At 26.0% G+C, this 3,974-nt stretch carries 3 protein-coding genes, 1 tRNA gene and 1 rRNA gene; 4 read left to right on the top strand and 1 reads right to left on the bottom strand.

The annotated features are described in order from the left end of the window. From rrf to BUA70_RS12725, 4 genes are all read left to right on the top strand, one after another. Positions 1 to 97 (top strand): 5S ribosomal RNA (gene rrf / locus BUA70_RS12710); the annotation flags it as partial. 7 nt (positions 98 to 104) lie between these two features. After that, positions 105 to 179: transfer RNA gene (locus BUA70_RS12715), tRNA-Glu, on the top strand. A gap of 647 nt (positions 180 to 826) precedes the next feature. Then, a complete protein-coding gene (sfsA, locus tag BUA70_RS12720; protein WP_072897868.1) occupies positions 827 to 1,519 on the top strand; it encodes a DNA/RNA nuclease SfsA in 693 nt (230 codons plus the stop codon). A gap of 232 nt (positions 1,520 to 1,751) precedes the next feature. Further along, the gene (locus BUA70_RS12725) at positions 1,752 to 2,285 is read left to right on the top strand and encodes an NAD(+) diphosphatase (RefSeq protein WP_072897869.1); all 534 of its coding nucleotides are present in this window, start codon (positions 1,752 to 1,754) and stop codon (positions 2,283 to 2,285) included. Between the two features lie 325 nt (positions 2,286 to 2,610). Here BUA70_RS12725 and BUA70_RS12730 read toward each other — a convergent pair whose 3' ends face one another. Then, positions 2,611 to 3,888, bottom strand: coding sequence for a DUF1576 domain-containing protein (locus tag BUA70_RS12730; protein WP_423236772.1), 1,278 nt, complete (start codon positions 3,886 to 3,888; stop codon positions 2,611 to 2,613). Between the last annotated feature and the right edge of the window lie 86 nt (positions 3,889 to 3,974).

The following is a 3,974-nucleotide window of genomic DNA, read 5'->3' on the forward strand; positions in this document are numbered from 1 at the left end:
GGTTACACCCGTTCCCATACCGAACACGAAGGTTAAGATTTAAACGGTCGATGGTACTGCTTGGGCGACTGAGTGGGAGAGTAGATGGTTGCCAGTTTTTTCTTGGCTCCTTGGTCAAGCGGTTAAGACACCACCCTTTCACGGTGGTAACAGGGGTTCGATTCCCCTAGGAGTCACCAAATTCTATGCAACTCGATATGGTTCTAGAACTTATCGAGTTCATATATATGCAGTGGATTAACTACTCTTTTGAGTAGTTTTTTTATTGTCTAAAATTATTTTTAAAGTTAATATTGTAAAGTTAATATTGTAAAGTTAATATTGTAAAGTTAATATTGTTGTGGATAATTTTTTTAGTGCTGTGGATATCTTTTAAAAAATAAAAAAATTTTTTAGAAGATATAAAAACCTTTTCATTACAAAAATTGTAAAATACAAAATTAAAATGTATTTTTTATAAAAAGCATGTATTTTAAAGATAAATAGGTAATAATAAAATTTGTAAATTCAAATTTGTAAGAAAATTCACACTTATCCACAGAAAAAAGTGCATAACTTTGAATAAATGTGGATAAGTATACTAAAAAATCATAAAAATTCAGAAAAATAGTAATTTTCATTAAAATATAATATATTATATTTTAATAGAGTAGTCTAAATACTGTAACAAAATATAACAAAAAGTATGATATTATGAATTTTGAAATATAGAATAATGTAAAAAATATGATTTAATAGAATTTATCAACATTATAAACATAGCTGTGCATAAGTTTTGTGGATAATTTTGGGGGTTATTCTATTAAGTAGAGAAAAGGTGAATGTTATGAAAATTTTAAAGCCTATAAAACAAGCAATTTTTAAAAATAGACCTAATAGATTTCAAGCTTATATAATGATTGATGGGAAAGAGATAATGGTTCATGTACCAAACACAGGTAGATGTAAAGAAATATTAGTTCCTAATTGTACAGTGATTTTAAGAAAAGAAGATAATGCCATTAGAAAAACTCCTTATGATTTAATTGCAGCATATAAAGATAAAAAGTTAATTAGTATAGATTCTCATATACCGAATAAGGTTGTAGAGGAAGCTTTATTAAATAAAAAGATAGAGTTGTTAAAGGACTATAATGATGTTTTAAGAGAAAAAACTTTTGGGAATAGTAGATTTGATTTTAAATTACAGAAAAGTAGTGGAGAAATTTATTATCTTGAAGTAAAAGGTGTTACATTAGAAAATGATGGAGTGGTAAAATTTCCAGATGCACCAACAGAAAGAGGCCGTAAGCATCTTTTAGAATTAGTTGAGGCTAAAAAGCAAGGATTAGGAGCAGGAGTTCTTTTTTTAATACAAATGAATAATGTTAAATACTTTACTCCTAATGATGAGACAGATGAAAAGTTTGGAGAAGCTCTTAGATTTGCTAGAGATAATGGAGTGGATGTTTTAGCTTATTGTTGCGATGTTGAGGAAGATAGTATAACATTAACAAAGCAAGTAGAAGTTAAACTATAAAGTGTGTTACAATTTCTATATAATATTTTTTATAAAATATATAAAAATGAGTAACATATAATATATAAGGAATCTAATAAAAATAATATAAAAGTTATCTCATAAAAATTAAAATACTATATACTAAAATAAATTAGGATACTAAGTATTAGTTAGAGGTAATTAACTTTTAATTTGTTATAAAATTAAGTTTAAATAAATGAAAAGAATTAAAACTTTGGAGGAATTAAATATGAAATTTAAATACTGCCCATTATGTGGTAATAAATTAGAAATTAAAGATAGTTGGGATGAAGGGGGAGTTCCTTATTGCCCAAAGGATGATAAGATGTTTTTTGATACTCCAAAGCCATGTATTGTAGTAGCAGTTATTAAAAATCAAGAAATTTTACTTTTAAAACAAAGTTATATATATAAAAATTCAAAGGTTTTAGTTTCTGGTTATGTAGGAATAGATGAAACAGCAGAGGAAACTGTTTATAGAGAGGTTAAAGAAGAAACTGGAATAGAGATAGAAAATATAAAGTATTTAGGTACTGATTATGTAAAAGGCAAAGAGCTACTTATGATAACCTATATGGCCAATTACAAAGATGGAGATATAAATAAATCTTCAGAAGTTGAATGGCTTGATTGGAGCCATATAGAAGATGCTTTATGTGAAATGCCAGAAGATGAAATTGGACAAAAAATTGTAAGAAAAGTGTTAGATGAGATGAATTATAAGGGAGAAAAAGCCTTTAGATGTGATATAAAGAAAAAATAATTTTATTTAATAATATTATAAATTAAAGTTTTAAATAAACATTACATATATTATTAAATGTAACATTTAAAATAGATGTATCTTCAAGGAATTTTTAAAATAATAGATAAATATCTTTATATAAATTAGGAATTTTAATAAATATTTTTCTATTAAAAAGTTACTGCCCCAAAATAGAACTTTAATTTCTGTTTTGGAGCAGTTTTGATTTTATATCTTCTATAATTTATTTTAATAAACTATAGAAGATGAAGTTTTATAGTTTAATATAAATAAAAGATATGCTTTATATATTAATTAAAAATTTATATTTAAATATTAAGAGTTACTTTATATCTATTATATGGCTATAATCTGTTTTCTTACTTAAAGAAGAGATTATTGGAACTAATAACATGGCTACAAACCCACAGGCAAGTCCATTATTATATAAATTTAAGCCACCATGTAAATATCCTATATTCATAACCATGGATACATGCAAAAATCCAGCTATAATACCATATTTCCAGCCGAAGTATCCAGAGATAGGTGCAAGTCCAGTACTAAACATTATTGATAAAACCATGGAAGGTGAATTTATTTTCATTATATTTACTATAGCTGATAAAGATGATCCTATAATTACAGGAATTACATTTAATATGTTTTTTCCAAAACATCCAAATCCTATCATTGTAAAAATAGCACCCATAGTAGGGCCGTTTAAACTTCCCTTTATTAAAAGAACAAATATAGTAGAAATTATTCCAAGTAGACCCATATTTACATAGGCTATATCACCATATTTTTTCAGAAAATCACTTGGAATCCTTCCAGTTTCTTTATTAATCATAATTAAATTACTTTTTAATTTATCCCAATTGTTTATCTTAAATATACCTATTAGTAGAAAATATAAACTTAAACCTATCATAAATATGCCGAATAATTCGTTGGAACCAGAATGCCACAAGAAGTTAGCATCAAAATTATACCCAATAGCTCTTAGCATAGACATTAAAGCTGTTGCTATTATTCCACCTGCAAAGCCAACATTATAAAGATTAAAACCAAAGTGAATATTCATAGAGTGAGAAGTAATAGGTGGAAGTATAAAACCAATGCCAATACCTATTATAAAACCAATGGAAAGACCTTCAAAAAAGTTAAGACCGCTAGCTAAGGAGAGTTGAGTTACTGTTGGGGCTAAGGTTGTCCCTAATATAGCAGTAAGTATATAATTTTTAAATGGTTTACCTTTATATTTTGAATATAGCCATACTCCAATTGGTATAGGCCATACATTTAATATATTTTTGCCAAACATACCAAAGCCAGTAATAAGCCATAATGACATAATATTTGAGCCATTAGGTTCTATTTTAAGAATTAATAGTAAAAATATTGAGATTAAACCTAAAAGGGATGTATTAACAAAAGTAGCTCCTATTCCTGCAGTATAAATATAATCTGTAATTAATATATCAGAGTTTGAGATGATTTTATCTAATCCTTTTAATATTTCTGAAGGCGTATTCTGTATAAAAGCAAAAATTATAAAAAATACGTATAAAAATATGTGTATAAGATAAGGAAAATATTTTTTTTTAAAATCCAATATAACAACTCCTTAAATTTGTTTGTATAAGCATTATTAAGTTATAGTATTATATTCATAAGTTTTATAAATATTATTAAGTTTTTATC

This window comes from Clostridium fallax (genome assembly GCF_900129365.1).
In the GTDB taxonomy this organism is placed as follows: Bacteria; Bacillota; Clostridia; order Clostridiales; family Clostridiaceae; genus Clostridium_AH; species Clostridium_AH fallax.